Here is a 19,603-nt window from a genome sequence, read left to right as displayed (position 1 = left end):
GCGCCGAATGCGAATATCCGCTGCGTTACGCCGGAACGTATACCACCCACGCCGCACGAATTCCCGGCACGGGCGACTCCTCTCCGGAGACTCTCCCTACGCGCCGTCGTACTCGTCATGCAGCCGCCACCACTGGTAGGGCTCGCTTTGCGGGTGGCCTGAGGGCGAGTCCTCCCAATTCTCCTGCCGACCGAAGGGCGTCAGGTCGAGGAAGGTCCAACTGCTCCCGAGCGCTTCGACACCACGCCCCGTGGTGCAGTACGTGCGGTACACGGTGTCACCCTCGCGCAGGAAGACGTTCAGCGCGAACCCACCGCCTGCCCCCATATCGGCGTTGAAGTCGGTGCCCAACGAGGAGACCCACGGGATGGTCCAGCCCATGCGCCGTTGGAACGGCCTGATCTCGCCCAGCGGACCACGGGAGACCAGGGCCAGTGACACGTCCCGGGCATGCAAATGGGCGAGATGGCCGATGTTGTCGGCGAACATCGAGCAGCCCGCGCAGTGATCCTCGGCGCCGTGCCACATGAAGCAGTACGTGATGAGCTGCCGACGCCCGTCGAACAGGTCGAGCAGGCTCACCGGCCCAGCCGGACCCGCGAAGGCGTACTCCTTGTCCACTTCGACCATCGGCAGTCGACGCCGTCGAGCGGCCAGCGCATCCGAGGCCTTGGTGTGTGCCTTCTCGTCGACGCGCAGTGCGTCCAGTTCGACCTGCCACTGGTGCGCCGAGACAACCCGGTTCATGCGACTCCCTTCTTAGTCCCCTCAGGGAACTGACTAGGTGCACCTTAACGCTGCACGTTCCCTGAGGGAACCCACACCCGCTAGGCTGGCCGCATGCAGCGAACCCGCTTCGGCGACATGGCCTGCTCGATCGCCCGAACCTGGGCCATCATCGGCGAGCCGTGGTCGCCCCTGATCCTGCGCAACATCTACGTCGGGGTCAGCCGTTTCGAGCAGCTGCAACAAAGCCTGGGCATCTCCCGGAAGGTCCTCACCGAGCGGCTCAACTGGCTGGTCGAAAACGAGGTGTTGAAGCGGCAGGAATACTCCAACCGCCCGCCCCGCCACGAGTACGTGCTGACCGCCAAGGGCCAGGAGCTGTGCGACCTGCTCCTGGTGATGGTGCGCTGGGGTGACCGGTGGACGGCAGGCGAGGCAGGGCCGCCCGTGCTGTATCGACACCACACCTGCGGCAAGATCAGCCATGTCGAGCTGAGCTGCTCCGAATGCGGCCGCCCCATGCACGCCACCAACGTCGACGTCCTGCCCGGGCCGGGGAGTGTTTGACCGAGGGGCGGCCACCCGACCGACGAAACCGCACACACTCCCCGGCTCCGGTCCAGGAAGCGAATTCGAAAAACCGAAGTCGAGAACCCGTAGTCCAAACGACGACATGGGTCGCTCATTCCGCCGCGCTGACCTCTCACTGACTGGCAGACATACACCATGGCGAGAGGTCCAGGTTTACGATCCGCTTCGGAGTCGATGACCCGGACCTCTCGGCTGTGGGTGCCACTCGAATCGAACCAATGGCAGATTGCCGGTCGGGTTCGATTGCCGGCGCTCAACGGCTGTTCAGTCGATGGCATCCCAGGTCAGCAGTGGTTCACCGAACGACTTCGGGAAGCCGAAGGACTCGAAGCGAGGCCGCCACCACCGGGTGAACTCGGAGTCGTAGGCGAGCAGCCGTTCGGTGAGGGTCGCCAGGTCTACGCCCTCGTCGAACTCCAGGTAGACGATGAACTCGGCGCTCTCGTCCCGGTTGGGCTGGAGCCACATCCGCTCCCGGTGGTATCCGACGTCCCGTGCTCGTTCAGCGAGCCCGGACAGGTCCTTGTTCAGGTCGGCGAGCAGGCCACGGAAGTCTTGGACCCGCTCCTTCGGGATGGTGAATGTCCACGCTGTGCTGGTCATTGCAAGCTCCTCGGTCAGAGTCGACTGTCGCCGGTCCGGACGATGCTGCGTTCGACGATTCGCCGGACCGCTACGAATCTCGACCACGTCGTCTCGGGGAGGTAGACCTCGCTGAGCCTGGTACTGGTGGGGCTACACAGCTCGACACATCCTTGTCACAGAAGCACATCCGGGATGTCGTCGGTCTGCTCTCGCTGATCCTCGCTGAAGCGGTGGACGAGGAAATGATCGGTGCAACCCCTGCCGGAAACTGCGGATCAACACCGGAGATCAGTCCGAACGTCGGCGCACTTCGCCCCCGGAGATCACCGCTTTGACGCAACGGGTCTCAGCCCAGGATGCGGCGCTGATCGTCCTTGCCGCCCACTATCGGCTTGCGGATGAATTAGCGGCACTGCAATGGAAGAACATCGACCTCGACGTCGGGGAGAGCAGGATCGAACTCGATCAACGAGCCGTACAGGAACTACGCGGTCGACATCCGCACCGTCCACCAGCCCGGTTTCTGCTCACCGGACTGCGCCGCCACCACCCTTGTTCCGGAAAGCGGCCGGAGATCGGTCTTCACCGGTGCCAACGACGGTCTGATTTCCGCCGCCGTGTCTGGTTCCCCGCACTCACCGACGCGACCATTCCCCGGACAACCAACCGATCCAGCCCGGGATGCACTTCCACGAGCTACGTCACAGGCATCAAACCTGGCTGATCGAAGACCGCATCCCGAAAGTCCTGCAACACAAACGGGTGGCCATGAATTCGCCGGAATCATGGGGACCTACTCCCATGTCACGCAGCTCGGTGATCGACGCGATGCTCACCAGCCTCGACGCCGCTGGGAGCACCATCTTGGTGACCACCTCGATACGCAGCTGTGGTCAGCACACACTCAGCTCCCACCAACGATCAACGGCCCGCCGACAAAGATCGTCGACGGGCCGTTGACCAGGTGAAACCATCTGTGGGCGATACTGGGATCGAACCAGTGACCTCTTCGGTGTGAACGAAGCGCTCTCCCCCTGAGCTAATCGCCCGGGCTTTCGGGGCGTCCCCCGGCAGCGAGATAACCATACAAGACCACTTGATGGCCACCTAGCACCGGGGGTCGATTTATGCTTCGCCGCAGGTCAGCCAGCCATCGGACCGCTGGCGACGATCTCGCCCTCCGGGGCGTTGGGCATGTCCCTGCCGTCTTCCAGCGAGATCGCGAAGGCCGTCACCGAGGACATCTCCTCGGACATGTCGTATCCCCATCGCAGTGGTTTCGCGGGCATCTCGTCGACCTCGACGTCGAATCCGGCCATGGCCACCGGTTCATCGCCCTGCAGGGCCCAGAGCACGTACATCTGGTCGTCGGTGTCGTTGCGGGGCAGGTTCATCGGCAACACCGCGCCGTAACCGCCGCCCGCGATGAGCATCGCCGTCTCCCGACTCGCCGGGTCGCTGAGCGTGACCCGATGCATGTCGGGGTCCGTCGCCATCGCCAGCGCCATCGTCAAGGATTCGGACTGTCGAGCTTGAACGTCCTGCTGGCGGTCTAGTTCCACGACCCGAATACCCAGTCCCGCGCACACCGCGGCGAGCACACCGACGGCGGTCACCAAGATCGCGTTCACCACGCGTCCTCGACGCCGGCCCCTCGGCGGCCTACCGGCTCCCCCGGGACGACTATTGCGCGTGTCGCGGCCACCGGGTGGCGCCGGGTTCTCGCTCGGGCGCGTCGGGGGCGGGGAATCCGGCCCCGCAGGGCGTTCGGTTTCCCCAGCGACTGAATCGGCGGGTGCGGGCGGCACATCAGAAGCAGCGGCCTCTTCGCCGACACCTGCCACGTAGGTCGCAGGACCCACTTCCTGCTCTGTCTCCCCAACACGGTCGAGCAATCTGCTGCGCAACCCGGCGGGCGGGTCTTCCTGCGGCACGGCTGTCCCGAGCAGTGCGCCGATCTCCTCGGTCTCCGCGATCGCCTGTCGACATTCCGCGCAGGTCGGGAGATGAGCGGCGAAATCCGCTGCTTCTGCGGGGTCCAGCGCGGACAGCGCCCAGGCCACCGCCGTCGGCCGATGCGGGCACTGTCCGCTCGACTCCTGTTCGCTCACGGCCGTCCCCCCTCATCGCGACGTGGCCGGTCTTCCTCGGTCCCGATCAGCGGCGCGAGCATCTCTCGCAACCTGCGCACGCCGGCGAAGGTCCGCGACTTCACCGTGCCCAGCGGCACGCCGATGAGCGAGGCCACCTCGCCCTGCGTGTAACCGCCGTAGTAGGCCAGGGCGATCACCTTGCGCTGCTCGTCGGGTAACCGGCCCAGGGCCTCCTGCACCTGGCCGCCGACAAGCCGCCCCAGTGCCTCCTGGTCGACCTCGGAGCCGCTCGCCGACCTCTCGGCCGAATCCTCGCCCTCGACGGCTGTACGGCGACGCAAGGCGCTCTCGCGGCGCACCGCGTCGACCGCGCGATGATGGACCACGGTGAGCAGCCAGCTCGAGAACGCGCCCCGCTCCGGTCGGTAGGCACCCGGCTTGCGCCACAGTTCGAGAAAGGATTCTTGAACCACGTCCTCGGCGATCTCCGGGTCGACACAGAGTCGGCGCGCCAACGAGTAGGCGGGCCGGGAGTACCTATCGAACAGTTGCGCGAATGCCTCGGCGTCACCTTGTGTAATCATCCCGACGAGATCTGTGTCGGTCGGCCTGCTTCGGGAATCGGGCACCATTTTCCAATCCGCCTCCGCCCGGGTCTCGGAGGAGGAAGATGTAGGTGGATCGGCCACTGCCAGAGCCCTCACAACCCAGTGTTCGCACAAGAGGTACGTTCCGGTTCATGTCCCGCCACAGTGCGCGGACCTCGGAGGGTATCGCGCTCGAGCGAGCGGCCCCGTCGCCGGGGAACGGACACGGAGCGCAGCGAGACGGTAGCCCAACGAATTAGTTCTGACCCGTATGGGTGATGTCTGGCCCAAAGGCAAGCATTGAGGGGTGCCTGGGCGTCACAACTGTTGTGGTCGAACGTTTCATGGCCAGTAGGGAGAAGGAAAGGGCGACGACAATGCGCAATGATCACGTCACACTCTGTTCGCGAGCGGTATTCGATCTCCTCGCACCGAGGACTCCTGCGGTACCGGTCAATGTCGAACTCCGCTACGACACCCGCGACCCCTACGCCGTCGTGGCCGCCTTCCAGACCGGACGCGGTGGCTCGGTCGAATGGGTGTTCGCCCGCGACCTGCTCGCCGACGGCCTGATCGCCGAGGTCGGCGACGGCGATGTCCGCATCCGCCCCGCCGTGGACAACCCCGAGGTGGTCGTGGTCGAGCTCAGCTCCCCGTCGGGCCACGCGATGTTCGAGGCATCCGCCCAGGAGCTCGCGGACTTCCTCGACCGCACCTACGACGTTGTGATGCCCGGAAACGAGAACCTCTGGGTCAACGTCGACGACGCGCTCGCACGCCTGCTCCCGCACGACCGGACCTGAGAGGGCCCTTGAGCTGCAAAGATGAGGGGAAGCGCCGCGAAACGGGACCCCGATTTGATCCTGGAACGCGGCGTTGGGTATGGTTCTGCCACACAACAGCACGGCGGTAGAGAAAAGCCGAAAGGCCAAGATCGAGCGCCTTGCTTTTGCGGACGTGGCGCAGTGGTAGCGCATCACCTTGCCAAGGTGAGGGTCGCGGGTTCGAATCCCGTCGTCCGCTCGACTCGGCCTTGACGAGGCCGACGTCTTGGGGCTATGCATGGCTTCGAGATTCGGCGGAGTGGCCGAGTGGCTTAGGCAAGGGCCTGCAAAGCCCTGTACACGGGTTCGATTCCCGTCTCCGCCTCGGGCGATTAGCTCAGTGGGAGAGCGCTACCTTGACACGGTAGAGGTCACAGGTTCAATCCCTGTATCGCCCACCAGTGATAGATACTGGTCAGAAAACCCCGTCAGCGATTTTCGCTGACGGGGTTTTCTGCGTCTATGGAAGGCATCTCGGGAGACCAGCTCTGAGCACTATCGATATCACGCTCCACCGCAGAATCTCCCACCTGCCGGACGAGCCCGACAAGAATGCCGCCAACCATGACCTTCGTCACGTGCGGGCAAATTCCATGAACACCACACATGTGCGCTGTCCGAGCCGTGTCGGGTGATCGCGGGAATTGCGCCCTCGATCGCCCATGCCTTATCGGTGTGACATCGATCCCACGGCAGACAGTTGTTGGTCGGTCTTGCTCAGCAACGCCGGAGCGGACAAGCGGCGCCTTCCGCTCTTCTCCGGTCCACCTGACGAAGCGGACCTTCCCCGAATCGGTGGTTGCACGCGCGGCATACCTGCGACAGCCCGGATGTCCCGTCCTCGGAGAGCACCACCCCGCCAGCGCTGGCCCCGCTGTGGGTGGACGCTGTCGATCGGGAAAAATTGCGGCATGGGATCTTCGCCACGTTGGCTCATCCGGTACCAGAACGGGCAACGAGACCAGGTGTGGCAGGAACTCCGCCAGTTCGGTGACGGGATCCGGGAGTCCCCCTGGTTCGGAGAGGCCCAACTCGTGTGCGACGAGATGGCCCGCCGGGCCCGGCACAACATCGAACTCATCATCGAACGGCTGACAGCCGACGGTTACCGCTTCCACGCCAACGACGACGACCAGACCCCGATGCTGCCGCACGTTCCGCCCACACCGGGTGCGGCTGAACTGGTGAACTGGCTGGAGCAGCGGTTCGGCACGATACCCATGACGTTGTCGTCGTGGTTACGGATCGTCGGGGATGTCTGGCTGGTGGGCACGCACCCGAGATGGAAGACCTCCGCGAGTGCCGACCCACTCGTGATCGACGTGGAAGGCTCCCGCTATCCAGGCGAGTCGTCGATCCGCAGCTACTTCGATGGCGAGTGGAACGAATGGTTGGAGCACCGCGAGGAAGACCCCGACACCGCAGGCCTGTTCGTGCTCCCGCTCGCGCCCGACCGACTCCATAAGGAGAACGTCAGCGGAGGAGGGCCCTACGGGATCGTCCTTCCCGATGGCTGCGCTGACGGGCTCTTCGCCTGGGAAACCCCCATGCCCTTCGTCTCATACCTGAACTGGGTGTTCAGCGAGGGCGGGTTCCCCTGGCCCTCGGGCGAGGACAGTCAGTGGGATGTGCGATACCGGCTCGTCAAGGACCTGTTGCCGCTCTAGCGTTGCCACGAAGGGCCCACGGTGCTCGCCCGACCACACACATCACGCCGGCCTCGCCAGCTCGGCACGGGGATCCCATCGGCGGGCTGCGCCTCGGAGGAGACGGCCCCGCACTATCCGCGTTCCCGACCGTCAGTCCGTTCAAGATGAATAATAACGAGCTGACCGAGTTTTTGAGGTCATTCGGCTGGGAAAATGGTGTATATCGACCCTGAAATTTTGAATGGCCTGGTACAGGTGGGCTTCGTTGCCCACCGTGCTGGGAAAAAATTCTGAGGTCTTACTTCTGGATCGAGAATAAGTAGCATCGTCGATGCATTGCCGTAGAGGGGCTGCCGGTTCGCATCAACGCAGCCCGGAAGTCCAGCGGACCATTGGATCCGTCGGTGGTAATTGGTTCGCCGAATCTTCCCTGATGAAGTCGGTCGCGCCACGACACACGAGGAAACTTCGACGACATGCATGCTGGCGCCGCACGTCCCAACCGCCACGCGACAGCATGATCTCAGCCCGGCAGGCTCGGCACCATGACTACCGACTAGAAGATCATCGTCGCCGAAGATCGGCGACCCCGTCGGTATCGCCGGAGCGGAACGCGGGACAGCAGCCGGGGCAGGTCGGTCGGCATCGCCACCCCGTGTTGGGCAAGAAGGGCGAGACAGGCAGCACGCATGTCCTCGTCGGTGCGGGGTCTCACCAGAGTGCCGAGTACACCCGGCGGAGAGTCTCGGCAACCGACGTCCGACCGACGAGCCGAATCCATGGCGATGCAACGCACCGCTCGGACCGGAGCTCGTCAGCAGAGCTGCCGAAAGGGCTCGCCGCATCGGCCGCATCCGCCCCTCGAGGCCCACTGAGTTGCCGTTGCGTTCCTGACTCCGACGCACGGTGTCCCGCACAGGTGGCGCTCCACCGGAAGCGTCGTCCCACCGAGCGGAGTACCCCGACTACCTTTAGCTACAGTTGCGTAGCTACATTCCTGTAGCTATTCTTGCGTTCATCTACTTCGGACACCCGGTACTTCCAAGGACGGACCCATGCCTGAGCAAGCCCCAACCCCGGTCCCGGTACACGTCGACTGGGACACGGTCACGCGGGTCTCCCGCACCACGCTGACCACGCACCTGTGGGCCGCGCCGCCGCTGCGGCGCAGCTCGCCGGTCAGCCGGCGCGCGTATGCGGCCCTGCGTGACCTCCGCGCCGACAACGCCCGCTTCCTGTCGTTCTGGACCCACCCGCACCTCGGCGTTCCCGCGCTCCACGCACCGACCGAGACCGAGACCTCGTGGGACTTCACGCACCTGGACCCGATGCTGGTCGACTTCATGGCAGCCGCCGAGGGACGCCCGGTGGTGGCGAATCTGGCGGCGATCCCGAGCTGGATGTTCAAGGACTCCGCGCCGGAGCTGGGTACCGATCCGGACGTCGCGATCTGGGACTACGAGCAGGGCGGCCCGCCCAGGGACGAGTCGCTCACCGAGATCGCGGACTACTTCGAACGGATCGCCCGGTGGTACATCGATGGCGGCTTCACCGACGAACGCGGCCGTCGTCATGTCTCCGAGCACGCCTATCGGTTCGCTTTCTGGGAGGTGCTGTGTGAGCCGGATGTGGGCCACGGCTGGACGCCCGCCGACTACACCCGCCTGTACGACCTCGTCGTTCAGCGGCTGCGCGGGATCGACCCGGAGATGCGGTTCGTCGGGCTGTCGCTGAGCCCGATCACGCGCAACGCCGACTACTTCTGGCACTTCCTCGACCCGGCGAACCACGCGCCGGGCGTCACGGTGGACGCCGTCTCCCACCACTTCTACGCCGCACCGGCCCTCGGCAACGCCGTCGGCACCGAGGGCAATGCGCCGTTCGACACCTGGCCCGCGACCTTCTTCGCCCAGGCCGAGGGGTTCCTGGACAAGGTCGAACTCGTGGAGTCCATCAAACGCCGGTTGAGTCCGCACACCGAGACCCACATCAACGAGATCGGCAGTTTCGCGCCCGACGTGATGGCCGCCGAACCCGAGATCCCCGAGGAGTACTGGGCGCTCGGCGGGGCCGTGGTGGCCTATCTGTGGTCGCGGATGGCGGAGATGGGCATCGAGCTGGTGGGAGTCGCCGAGTTCCTCGGCTATCCGACGGTGATCCCCGGCACGACCCTCGTCGATTGGGAGACCGGCGAACCCAACGCTCGCTACCGGGTCCTTCAATTACTGCTGGACGAGTTCGGTCCCGGCGACCAGCTCGTGACCACGAGCGCCGGCGGTGAGCTGACCCCGGAGCCTCCCGTGCACGCGCAGGCCTTCCACACCGAGCGCGGTCGGCGACTCCTGCTGGTGAACCGGTCGGCCGAGGCCGTCACGGTGGACATCGAGGCCGCGGGACGGCCCGAGCGCATCACCGCAGTGGACACCGGTACGGGTGACGGACCGGCCGTGACGACCGTGGCGGACGACTCCGTGGTGGTCATCGGGCCGTTCGCCACGGCTGTGGTCGCGTTGGCCTGACGGTCGCGGGTGGGGCGGCGCGCGCCCGCCTGCTGCGGGCACCGGTCGAGCGCCAGGCATGGCCTGGCATGACGCCCCGTTCATGCCGCGCGTGGCTGCGGCGGGCCGCCCTCCTAGGTTGAGCAGCAGCGGTATCCGACCGGTGAGGAGTGACGATGAGTGCCAGGGCCCGTCGTAGCCAGGCGCAGATGCTGGCCGACATCCATGCCGCCGCGTTGGCGGAGCTGACGGAGGTCGGCATCGGTCGGATGAGCATGGCGGGCATCGCCCAGCGGTCGGGGACCGCCAGGACCTCGTTGCATCGCCGCTGGTCCAGCCCCACCGAGATACTGCTTGAGGCGGTGGAGGACAACTATCCTCAGGAGACGGTCTCGCCCGGCCTCGACGATCTACGCGGCGATCTGATCCGCGCACTCGGATTCCTGGCCGATTGGGTCACCACCCCTACCGCGCTTGCGGTGGAAGCGATCCTCATGGAGCGCGGCCGCCATCCCGAGCTGGCTCAGGCACTGTACGAGCGCGTGTTCGACCGGAACGGCGGCCGCTTCACCCGCACCGTGCTGCTGCACTACGCCGAGCACGGGCACCTCGATCCGGCGCTGGTCACCGACGTGGTCACCGACATCGGCGAGGCGCTCGTGCTCAAGCACCTCGCCGACAACGGCAGCCCGCCGGACTCGTCGCTGCTCGCCAGGATCGTCGACGAGGCGGTGCTGCCCGCCGTGGGCAGGCCCCTCGTCGTCGACCGGGAACCCTGATCGGGGTCGGGCTGCGACGTCGGGCGGGCAGGGGCGCCGAAAGCAGACCGGGCGGTCGAACGTCGTTGGTGAGCGGTCCGATTCGGCGCGGAGCACATGCTGAGCCCGCACCTTCCTGCCGCCGCGCCGATCAGCAGAGCCCCTGCTGGTCACGGGTCGAAAGGTTCGGGCGATGACATCGCGGGGTACCTCGAGTCGGTGAATAGATCAGTGCGACTCGCGACTGACCCGGTCGCCGGTCGATCCACGCAGGAAGTCCAGGTCCGCGCCGGTGTCGGCCTGCATGACGTGGTCGACGTAGAGCCGTTCCCAGCCGCGCGCCGGATCTGCCAACGCATCGGTCAGCTCCGCAGGTGGGCTGCGACGATCCAGCTCGGCCTGCTCGATGTCGACGTCGATGGTGCGGGCCTCGACATCGAGCACGATCGGGTCGCCGGTACGCACCAGTGCCAAGGGTCCGCCCGCCGCCGCCTCCGGCGCCACATGTAGCACCACCGTTCCGTAGGCGGTGCCGCTCATTCGTCCATCACAGATGCGGACCATGTCGCGGACCCCGCGTTCGAGCAGTTTCCTCGGTAGCGGCATGTTCGCCACCTCCGGCATTCCCGGATAGCCGCGCGGTCCGCAGCCGCGCAGTACGAGCACCGAATCCGCGTCGACGTCCAGTTCGGGCGAGTCGATCCTCGCGTTCATGTCCTCGATGGAGTCGAACACCACCGCGCGGCCTCGGTGCCGCAGCAGCTCTGGAGATGCCGCCGCGGGTTTGATGACGGCTCCCGATGGGGCGAGATTTCCCCGCAGGACGGCGATTCCCGCGCACTCCCGGATCGGCGCGGCGCGGCGCCGGATCACCTCGGTGTCCCAGATCTCCGCTTCGTCGAGACCGTCCACGAGCAGCCCGCCGGTGACGGTCCGGGCGGTCGCATCGAGCAGATCGCGAACTTCGCGAAGCACCGGGCGTAGTCCCCCGGCTCGGTGGAGATCTTCCATCAGGAAGCGGCCTGCCGGTTGCAGATCGACCAGCAGCGGTACCTCGGCGCCGATGTGGTCGATGTCGTCGAGATTCAGGGTGATTCCAAGCCGCCCCGCGATCGCCAGCAGATGGACGACGGCGTTGGTGGAGCCGCCGATCGCGGCCAACGCGACGATGGCGTTGTGGAAGGCGGCCCTGGTGAGGATGCTGCTAGGGCGTCTATCCTGCCGGACGAGGTCGACGGCCAGCCGTCCCGATTCGTGCGAGGCCGCTAACAACCTGCTGTCCGGGGCGGGTGTTCCCGCGAGGCCGGGGATCACCATGCCCAGTGCCTCGGCGAGCAGACCCATCGTGGATGCGGTGCCCATCGTGTTGCAGTGGCCTCGGCTGCGGATCATCGAGGATTCGGAGCGGGCGAACTGCTCCTGCGACAGGCTGCCCGCGCGTGTCTCCTCGCTGAGCCGCCACACATCGGTTCCACAGCCCAGCGGTCTGCCCCGGAAGGTGCCGGTGAGCATCGGACCACCGGGGACGACCACCGCGGGCAGATCCACCGAAGCGGCCGCCATCAGCAGTGCGGGAATGGTCTTGTCGCAACCACCGAGAAGCACCACACCGTCGATCGGGTTACCCCGGAACAGCTCCTCGGTGGCCATCGCGGCCATGTTGCGCCAGAGCATCGCGGTGGGACGCATCAGCGTCTCCCCCAGGGAGACCACCGGCAGGTTCACGGGGATGCCGCCGGCCTCGTACACGCCCTGTTTGACGCTCGCCGCCACCTCGTCGAAGTGGGCGTTGCACGGGGTCAGATCGGAGGCGGTGTTGGCGATCGCGATGTGCGGCCGCCCGTCGAAGGCGTGTTGCGGAAGGCCCCGACGCATCCAGGCTCGGTGGATGTAGGCGTTGCGATCGTCTCCGGCGTACCACTGCGAGCTGCGTTGCTCGGTCATGGACATTCCCTCCCTCGGCGGGCGGTCTGCTCTTGGCAACATAGCGCACGGGAGAAGCGGGGAGTCGGGCCGAAAAGAGGCAGGAAAGGGGAGATGTCACACCGCCATCTGGACCTCCTGCACGATCTCGGCGGCGGTCGACTCGCCTGCACAACCGATACCGGCGCAACTGATGCGAACGGCTCGGCGAGGCCCTCGATGACCAGTCGGGCGCGGACTCCTCGTCCACCCCGAACAGGACTGACCTGCATTCTCTCCCCTGCAACTCGACGCGAGGGCACTGTTCTCGCTACGAAGCGCTTCGCAACGCCGTGCCGTTTTCCGGGCCGCGTTACGCAATCCTGCGGCGGTTTCGTCGTTCTCGTCGGAGAAGGACGGGCTCCGGCGCTGCATCGGCCTGAGTGGCCGCAGTCCTAGCTGCTTGTCGAAGCATCATGAATTGACATCCGACAGTGCTCCGTGCAGGTGAACGGCGCGCATCGGCGACTGACATCGACTTCGCCGCGCGCCTAATCTGGCCCCGGCCAAACCAGGCGAGCCCTGAGGAGAAGCCAGATGAGAGCAATATTCAACGTCGCGAGCGCGGCAGTCCTGCTAGCCGCCGGAATGCTGGTCTCGACTACACCCGCCGCCGCGTCGACTCCCCACAGCACGGAATCGGCCACCTGGACGATGGTGGACGCCGACCAGCACGTGTGCGGCAGGCCTTCCTACGGCAAGCCCAACACCTACGTTCTGGCCGGCGTGTACGGCGAATGGCCCAGGCTCAATACCGGAGTGCGGAATCTGCCTGCGGGCTCGTCCAGCAGCGGTGGCATCATCGAGGCTGGATCGACCGAGGGATCGGACACCACGCTCGGGATGGTCCAGCTCTCGCTGGGGCCGGCCCCTGCCGGTGTGTACATCGCCGAGGTGTGGGCCAGTGATGGCACGGTGACCCAGGCCGTCCCCCTGACGATCACCTACCGCGAGGACTGCAACTGAGCTTCTCAACGCGGTTGTCCCGGGGCCGCGGACCGGCATCCTGCATCGGTTGACGGCGGCCACGGAGACAGCCGAACCTCGCTGCGGTCCTGATCACGGTATGCGGTCGGTCCGTACACTCTTCTCGTGGCTGTTGACCGGGTTGCGCAGCGTGGTGCCTTCGACGTCCCCCTGGACGACCAACGCACCCAGCTCGATGCATTCGTCGAGGAACACCGCAGTGCCATCGAGGCGACCCTCGAGGGCCTCAGCGAGGAACAGGCCCGTCGCAGGCTCGTTCCATCGGCGACGACGTTGCTCGGGCTGCTAAAGCACGTCGCGTGGATGCAGCGTGTGTGGTTCGAAGAGTGTGTCGGCGGCACATCGCGCCAGGAACTCGGTCTGGTATCGAGCGCGGACGAGTCCTTCCAGCTCTCCGACGACGACTCCATCGCCTCGGTCACCGCTGCGTATCGAGCGGCCTGCGCCACGGCCCGTGCGGTGGTCGCGGACCTGCCCTTGGACGCCATCGCCACGGGCCATTGGTCGGGCCCGCGCACCCTGAACTGGGTGTATCTGCAGGTCCTGCGGGAATTGGCCCACCATTGCGGACACGCCGACATCCTGCGCGAACAGCTACTCGCGGACTGAGTTCTCCGACTCCGCCTCACCACGTCGGACGAGCACACAATAGCCGGCCACGAGAGCACGCACCATCGACTCGACTCCGATGAACGGCTTCGCTGCCTTCGCCGAATCGCCGAATCGCCGACTGCCGTATCGGATCGACGTCTTTCGACGTAGGCGAAGCCCGCCGTGCCACCACCTGAACGAAGGCATTACGGCCGGGCGGCGACTCTACGTTGAATTATTGAAAGTGGCACGGATCGATGCCGTGTCATAATCACTGCTCGTTGGTACCCGGACTATCCAGGAACATCGCACGCTCGACATCCCGTGCGGTGTTCCGCCTTTTCCACGCTGACGTAGCTCCATGCAGGCGAACAGGTCTGTCCTGTCTCGGTATCCGCAAGGATTGCGGACGGGTTTCATAACAGTGTGGTGTCAGCTGTATCGCTGCACACGCCATTGGCGATGAGCAGCGTGATCTGTTCGGCGATAAGGAAGGTGAACGGCTGTGGCGGAGGACGTCGCTGCTCCGGGTTCGCAGGATGCAGCAGTCGATCGGACGGTACGGCTCTTCCGGTTCCTCGCACGGAGTCAGCAGCTCAAATCGAATCCGCCCCGCACGACCGACAGCTACGACACGGTGCTGTGGTTCGGGCATCTACCTCAGCATCCCGCTATCCGATCCGCACACCGTGAGGGCGCGCCGCAGCCGGGTACCACGCTGCTCACGGTCGACCGGGTCTCCCACCGAGAAGCGCCCGAACCTGCGGCGAAGCTACGGTCCTGGCTGGACGGAGAGTGGGACGATCCAAACGATCCGCCACGCTTGAGCGAGGCCATCGGAGAGGGCGAGCAGCGCACCACACTCGACGACGTGCCCGAGATCCGTGGCGCCCACGCCGAGTGGGCAGCGCGTTGGTCGGAATGGGCGAAGCTCGAACAAGGCGACCAGCCAGCCCGCGATCTCTACAACGAGCTCTTCTCCGCCTACGTCACCGCCGCCGGGCACGCCGAGGAATTCGAACTGGTCCTCGGCGTGGGTTGCCTGTCGTGGTCGCAGCCCGGCCACTACGTGGTCCGCAGGCACGTCGTCACCGTGTCCGCCGTGATCCACTTCGATGAGGGCACCGGCATGCTGTCCGTCCAGCAGGCCGAACCTGCGGACGGCCTGCTGGTGGAGCTGGACATGCTCGATCCAGGTCAGGTGGCCAATCCACAGCATGTCGTGCAGATCCGGAACGAGGCCCGCGACGTCACCTCCGCCGTGTTGCACCGCGATGCCGTGGGGACTGTGCTGCGTCGGCTGGTTCATGCCCTCGACAGTGACGCCACCTATCTCGACGAGGACGAGCCGACCAAGCCGGGCCCGCACGCCGTGGCGGCGTTCGCCCCGGCCGTCATCCTGCGCAGGCGTTCACGGCAAGGCATCGTCGACATCCTCGACACGGTCGCCGATCGGGTCGGCACGTCGGAACTCGTCCCGGACGGTCTGTTGCCGCTCGTTGACTCGAACCATCGACCCAGCACGACCGGGCTCTCACCGGAGCCGGGCGCCCTGGTGGAACTCGACGCGGAGCCGTTCTTGCCGCTCCCGGTCAACGACAGACAGCTGCGTGTCCTCACCCAGGTCGACGCGAAGGCCCAGACTCTCGTTCAGGGGCCGCCGGGAACGGGCAAGACCCACACCGTGGCCGCCCTGCTGTCGCATCTTCTCGCGCAGGGCAAGCGAGTGCTGGTCACCGCGCACACCGATCGCGCGCTGAAGGAGGTTCGAGCCAAGCTGCCCGAGGCCATCGCGCCACTGGCTGTTTCGCTTGCCGGTTCCTCGCGCTCGGACCTGGCGGATCTCAAGGTCGCCGTCGAGCGGATCAGTCAGGTGGCCGGTGAGTACGACGCCGAGGTCGCACAGCGGACCATCGACGACCACGCCACGGCGATCGAGCGCCTTCGCCTACGCCGTGCCGACCTGTACCGACGTCTGCTCGATGCCCGCGGCGAGGAGGTCGTCGAGCACCAGGTGGGCAACTACCTCGGGACACTCGCCGCCATCGCGCAGCGGGTGGATGCCGAGCGAGAGCGTTTCGGTTGGCTGGCCGATCTGACTACCGTGATCGGTGTCGCGCCGTCCCCGATCCCGGCGGACGACATCGTCCGATGGCACCGATACGTCGTGGATGATGCGCTGAACGCCGATGAGCCGGAAGCCCGACTCAAGCTGCTGGCCCTCGCCGATGTGCCCACCCCCGAGGCGTTCTCCGACCTCGTGGCAGCAGAACGGCAGGCCATCGCGGCCGAGGAGGGACACGGCGACCTCACGCAGCACACCGCCTTCGGCGCCATCCGTCGTCTGGACCGGCCTATCCGGGCCATGCTGCGTCAGCGACTCGACGGATTCGCACGGGAGGCACGAAATCTGTCCCGGCGGCGCGAGCAGTGGATGAACGACGCCCTCTCCGATGTGCTCCAAGGCCGTGCGAACCATTGGCGGTCGCGTCGAGACCAGGTCGCCACGCTCATCGGTCACTCCGGTCCGCTCGTAGAACGACTCGGACCGCTCTCCGAGGTGCTGGTCGACACCGCCGACACAGGCATGCTCGTCGCCCTGGCCAGGGCGCTGCGGGTGCACGTTGGCGACGGCGGCAGCCTCAAGACCAATCCGGACGGCTCGCCCAAGACGGGTGTGCTCGCGCCCAAGGCGGTGAAACAGGCCCAGCCGCTCTTCCAGGCGGTGCGGGTCAACGGTGTGCCGCCTACCACCGCCGGCCATCTCGACGTATTCCTGATGTGGGCCGAGGCGACCAGGATGCTGGACGCCCTGGACCGAGCGTGGCCCGACTCGGTGCACATTCCCGCCGAGGACACGCTGAGCGAACGATTCCACTGGCACGTGACCGAGTTGGAACAGCTGCACCGGGTGCTGATGCTCGGCGGGGCGCTCGAGCAGGAGAAGTACGGCCTGACACAGCTCGGTCTGCCTCTTCCGAACTGGAACGACCTCGACGCCGTCGAGACCTATGCCAAGGTCGTCGACGCCGCCGCAGCGGCGGATGCACGCATCGCCGCCACCGCGCCACTGCAGGAGACCGGCCAGACCATTGCCGGGTTGGCGAAGTGGGCCGATGCCACGCCGTGTGTAAGGCAACTGGAACGGGCTGTCGCGGAGCGCGACCACGAGTCGTACGCGATCGCGCACCAGCGGCTTGCGCGCCTCCACGAGGTCGTCGCGGCGGCGCGTCGCCGGGATGAGATCGCGGCGGACCTCGTCCGTCTGCTGCCGAGGGTGCACGAGGCCGTGTCGGCAGAACCCCATCACGCGGACTGGACGGCGAGGCTGGCCGACTGGGAGGACGCGTGGTCGTGGACCGTGGCGCGGACCTGGGTGCTCGAGCGCGGCCATGAGGACGTCAACGCCCTACAGGCCGAGGTGTCGAACGTCGAGACACAGGTGCGCAGCCGAGTCGGGCAGTTGGCGGCCGAACGGGCCTGGAGCCATGCCGTGTCACCGGAGCGGTTGTCCGGCCAGGCTCGCGCCGATCTGCTCCAGTACGCCCAGCTCGTCAAGTTGCTCGGTAAGGGCACCGGCATCTACGCGAATCAGCGCAGAGCCGACATCAGGGCTGCGATGAACCGTTGTCGTACAGCGGTGCCGGTGTGGATCATGCCGGTCTACCGCATCGCGGAGCAGGTCCGGGTGGAGCCGGACATGTTCGACGTCGTCGTGGTGGACGAAGCCTCGCAGGCGGGGTTGGAAGCGACGTTCCTGCAATATCTCGCGCCCAAGATCGTGGTCATCGGCGATGACAAGCAGGTGTCGCCCTCGGCCGTGGGCACCGATCAACAGCAGTTGCGCGACCTCGCCGAGCAGTATCTGTGGGACGACCCGTATCGCGCATCGTGGCAGGACCCCAGGCGGAGTCTGTTCGACGAGGCGAAGATGCGCTTCGAGGGCATCACCACTCTCATCGAGCACCGGCGCTGTGTGCCCGAGATCATCGGCTTCTCCAATCGGGTGGCCTACGAGCCCGACGGCATCCGACTGATGCCCGTGCGCCAGTACGGCGCGGACCGCCTGGAACCCATCAGGCCGGTGTTCCTCGCCGATGGTTACGAACGCGGCGGAGATTACAAGGTCAATCCGGTGGAGGCCGACGCCATCGTCGATCAGATCGAGAAGTGCATCGCTGATCCGAGGTACGACGGCCTGACTTTCGGGGTCGTCTCGCTGCTCGGCCGCGCACAGGCGAAGCGGATCGAGAAGCGTCTGCTGGAGCGCATTCCGCCGGAGGAGTGGAAGGCGCGCGACCTGCGGTGCGGTGACTCGGCCGACTTCCAGGGCTCCGAGCGCGATGTGATGTTCCTGTCGATGGTGAAGGCTCCCGCACCCGGTGAACGGATCGGATCACTGACTCAGGACATGCACGTCCAGCGCTTCAACGTCGCCGCGTCCCGTGCCAAGGACCAGATGTGGGTATTCCACTCCCTGCGCCTGTCCGACCTGGGCAACCCGGAGGACATGCGGTTCCAACTGCTCGACTATTGCCTTTCCTCGGCGCGGAAGGACGATGCGGACGGTGTGGAGCGCTCGGTCGTCCCCGAGGACCGGCGGGTGGAGCCCTTCGACTCGCTTTTCGAGCAGCGGGTGTTCAATTGCCTCATCGAGCGTGGCTACCGCGTCGTCCCCCAGTTTCCCGCCGAGGGGTATCGGATCGATCTGGTGGTCGTCGGTGCCAAGGCCAGGCTGGCGGTCGAGTGCGACGGTGACGCGTGGCACGGGCCCGAGGCGTACGAGCGGGATCTCGCTCGGCAGCGCGACCTGGAGCGGTGTGGCTGGCGATTCTTCCGCATCCGAGAGTCGGAGTTCTACGCCGATCGTCTGGCGGTCCTGAACAGGCTTTGGGATGCCTTGACCGACCTGGACATCCACGTCTCCGGGTGGGCTCCACCCGTCGACGCCCCAGCAGCGGTGGCGGTCGGTCCCGCACCGCTCACCATCGACGAGGTCACTCCGGCACCTGCGGTCGCCGCAACGATGGCGGTCGCGCCGATCATCGAGGTACCGGAACCCGCGGTCGTTGCGCAGACTCCGGAGTCATTGGCGCCGGTGGCCGTGCAGCAGCGGACCGAGGTGCCACCCGCAGTGGTCGAGAAGCGTATGCAGACTCCGGCGAACGCCACACTCGCCCCGTACGAGACATTCGGCGGGCCGGTCACGCCGATCTCCCAGACATCACGGCCGGAGCTGCTCGACAATCTGGTGCGTCTCGTCCACGTAGAGGGGCCGGTGGTGGGCAATCGGCTGCACACGGCCTACGTCCGAGCCTCGGGCGCCGTCAGGGTGACCAAGTCGGTCGCAGGCGAGTTGGACAAGGCGGTCGCTCAAGCGGTGCACCAAGGGCTGCTCGTGGAGGAGGATCCGCTCGGAGAGGGTGGGAACAAGCATCGCACGTACCGACTGCCCGATCAGCCGGAGACGCGGCTTCGCCACCGGGGGCCGAGGTCCTTCGACGAGATACCCCCGAGCGAGTTGGCGGCCTTGCTCGACTATGCCGCCGAAGGCAACCCGAACGCAGACGCGGTGGCGTTGCAGCGCGATGTACTGGGACTACTTGGTTTCGTGCGACTTACCGACAACGTCAAGCAGCGCTTTTCCGTAGTGGAGACTCTTCGATCTTGACCGCGCGAGCCGGTGCGCCTGCCATCGCCACGGGCCATTGGGCTGGCAAGCGCACCTCGACCTGGGTGTGTCTGCAGGTCC

At 66.2% G+C, this 19,603-nt stretch carries 13 protein-coding genes and 4 tRNA genes; 11 read left to right on the top strand and 6 right to left on the bottom strand.

Annotation, left to right across the window (positions count from 1 at the left end):
* Nucleotides 1–96: 96 nt before the first annotated feature.
* Nucleotides 97–747: a DUF899 domain-containing protein gene (locus tag BKA25_RS08555; RefSeq protein WP_069850753.1), complete on the bottom strand. Its 651-nt coding sequence runs from the start codon at nucleotides 745–747 to the stop codon at nucleotides 97–99.
* 93 nt (nucleotides 748–840) lie between these two features.
* On the opposite strand from BKA25_RS08555, the gene BKA25_RS08550 reads away from it, so the two are divergent.
* A complete protein-coding gene (locus BKA25_RS08550; protein ID WP_069850754.1) occupies nucleotides 841–1,293 on the top strand; it encodes a winged helix-turn-helix transcriptional regulator in 453 nt (150 codons plus the stop codon).
* A gap of 288 nt (nucleotides 1,294–1,581) precedes the next feature.
* Here the strand turns inward: BKA25_RS08550 and BKA25_RS08545 are convergent, their stop codons facing one another.
* From BKA25_RS08545 to BKA25_RS08530, 4 genes are all read right to left on the bottom strand, one after another.
* Nucleotides 1,582–1,920 (bottom strand): hypothetical protein, encoded by a 339-nt coding sequence (locus BKA25_RS08545; RefSeq protein ID WP_069850756.1) that lies wholly within the window; start codon nucleotides 1,918–1,920, stop codon nucleotides 1,582–1,584.
* Between the two features lie 959 nt (nucleotides 1,921–2,879).
* Nucleotides 2,880–2,951: transfer RNA gene (locus BKA25_RS08540), tRNA-Val, on the bottom strand.
* 93 nt (nucleotides 2,952–3,044) lie between these two features.
* Nucleotides 3,045–4,013 (bottom strand): anti-sigma factor, encoded by a 969-nt coding sequence (locus BKA25_RS08535; RefSeq protein WP_084643241.1) that lies wholly within the window; start codon nucleotides 4,011–4,013, stop codon nucleotides 3,045–3,047.
* Entirely contained in the window at nucleotides 4,010–4,627 is a 618-nt protein-coding gene (locus BKA25_RS08530; protein WP_069850759.1) for an RNA polymerase sigma factor, read from the bottom strand. The genes BKA25_RS08535 and BKA25_RS08530 overlap by 4 nt, the downstream gene beginning before the upstream one ends.
* A 332-nt stretch (nucleotides 4,628–4,959) precedes the next feature.
* Between BKA25_RS08530 and BKA25_RS08525 the strand changes: the two genes are divergently transcribed.
* From BKA25_RS08525 to BKA25_RS08495, 7 genes are all read left to right on the top strand, one after another.
* On the top strand, nucleotides 4,960–5,385 hold the full coding sequence (locus BKA25_RS08525; protein ID WP_069850761.1) for an SsgA family sporulation/cell division regulator: 426 nt from the start codon (nucleotides 4,960–4,962) through the stop codon (nucleotides 5,383–5,385).
* A gap of 148 nt (nucleotides 5,386–5,533) precedes the next feature.
* Nucleotides 5,534–5,605, top strand: a tRNA-Gly gene (locus BKA25_RS08520).
* 54 nt (nucleotides 5,606–5,659) lie between these two features.
* A tRNA-Cys gene (locus BKA25_RS08515) sits at nucleotides 5,660–5,731 on the top strand.
* A gap of 1 nt (nucleotide 5,732) precedes the next feature.
* A tRNA-Val gene (locus tag BKA25_RS08510) sits at nucleotides 5,733–5,807 on the top strand.
* 510 nt (nucleotides 5,808–6,317) lie between these two features.
* Complete coding sequence (locus BKA25_RS08505) at nucleotides 6,318–7,073, top strand: hypothetical protein (protein WP_069850763.1); 756 nt, start codon at nucleotides 6,318–6,320, stop codon at nucleotides 7,071–7,073.
* 1,037 nt (nucleotides 7,074–8,110) lie between these two features.
* On the top strand, nucleotides 8,111–9,574 hold the full coding sequence (locus BKA25_RS08500; RefSeq protein WP_069850764.1) for a hypothetical protein: 1,464 nt from the start codon (nucleotides 8,111–8,113) through the stop codon (nucleotides 9,572–9,574).
* A gap of 155 nt (nucleotides 9,575–9,729) precedes the next feature.
* Nucleotides 9,730–10,332, top strand: a complete 603-nt coding sequence (locus tag BKA25_RS08495) for a TetR-like C-terminal domain-containing protein (protein WP_069850766.1) — start codon at nucleotides 9,730–9,732, stop codon at nucleotides 10,330–10,332.
* 207 nt (nucleotides 10,333–10,539) lie between these two features.
* Here the strand turns inward: BKA25_RS08495 and BKA25_RS08490 are convergent, their stop codons facing one another.
* Nucleotides 10,540–12,261, bottom strand: coding sequence for an IlvD/Edd family dehydratase (locus tag BKA25_RS08490; protein WP_446323459.1), 1,722 nt, complete (start codon nucleotides 12,259–12,261; stop codon nucleotides 10,540–10,542).
* A 549-nt stretch (nucleotides 12,262–12,810) separates the two neighbouring features.
* Here BKA25_RS08490 and BKA25_RS08485 point away from each other — a divergent pair.
* The 3 genes from BKA25_RS08485 to BKA25_RS08475 all read left to right on the top strand — a co-directional run bounded on the left by BKA25_RS08485 (nucleotide 12,811) and on the right by BKA25_RS08475 (nucleotide 19,522).
* Complete coding sequence (locus BKA25_RS08485; RefSeq protein WP_157421169.1) at nucleotides 12,811–13,239, top strand: DUF5980 family protein; 429 nt, start codon at nucleotides 12,811–12,813, stop codon at nucleotides 13,237–13,239.
* Between the two features lie 126 nt (nucleotides 13,240–13,365).
* Nucleotides 13,366–13,869, top strand: a complete 504-nt coding sequence (locus BKA25_RS08480; protein ID WP_069850770.1) for a DinB family protein — start codon at nucleotides 13,366–13,368, stop codon at nucleotides 13,867–13,869.
* Nucleotides 13,870–14,356: 487 nt separating this feature from the next.
* Nucleotides 14,357–19,522 carry a PDDEXK-like endonuclease domain-containing protein gene (locus BKA25_RS08475; RefSeq protein ID WP_069850772.1) on the top strand — a complete coding sequence of 1,722 codons (5,166 nt, stop codon included), beginning with the start codon at nucleotides 14,357–14,359 and terminating at the stop codon, nucleotides 19,520–19,522.
* The last annotated feature ends 81 nt before the right edge of the window (nucleotides 19,523–19,603 follow it).

The organism is Actinoalloteichus hymeniacidonis, assembly GCF_014203365.1.
Lineage (GTDB): Bacteria > Actinomycetota > Actinomycetes > Mycobacteriales > Pseudonocardiaceae > Actinoalloteichus_A > Actinoalloteichus_A hymeniacidonis.
Note: the sequence above shows the minus strand (reverse complement) of the source record. Positions and strands in the feature narration are given on the sequence as shown.